We start from the raw sequence: 288 nt of genomic DNA on the forward strand, positions 1-288 counted from the left end.
GATGGCGCGCCCGTGGGGTTGAAGTCCGGGGCGAAAGATGTTGGGCTGTCGGCTTTCGGGACAGTTCAGGATCGGAACCCAGGATGCACATCGAGGCGCTCGAGAACGCGGCGAGGATGAAGGCCGCGAAGCTGCTGAATTTCGGCAGCGAGGAGGAATTCCAGACGGCGCGCATCGCGGCCGAGGCGATCGCCGACCGGGACAACCTGTTCCTGAACATCCAGCGGGACCGGAACAGCATCCGCGCCTTCTTCGCCTTCTCCCCGCGCGAGGGCGGCGGCGAGGCGG

Annotated in this window: 1 protein-coding gene; it reads left to right on the forward strand. The window is 66.7% G+C overall.

Features of this window, described 5'->3' with window-relative positions:
* Positions 1-83: 83 nt before the first annotated feature.
* Positions 84-288: hypothetical protein (locus JT719_RS24620; RefSeq protein WP_207436429.1), on the forward strand; the 205-nt coding region annotated here is incomplete at its 3' end.

This window comes from Sabulibacter ruber (assembly GCF_017355955.1).
GTDB classification, from domain to species: Bacteria; Bacteroidota; Bacteroidia; order Cytophagales; family Hymenobacteraceae; genus Nibribacter; species Nibribacter ruber_A.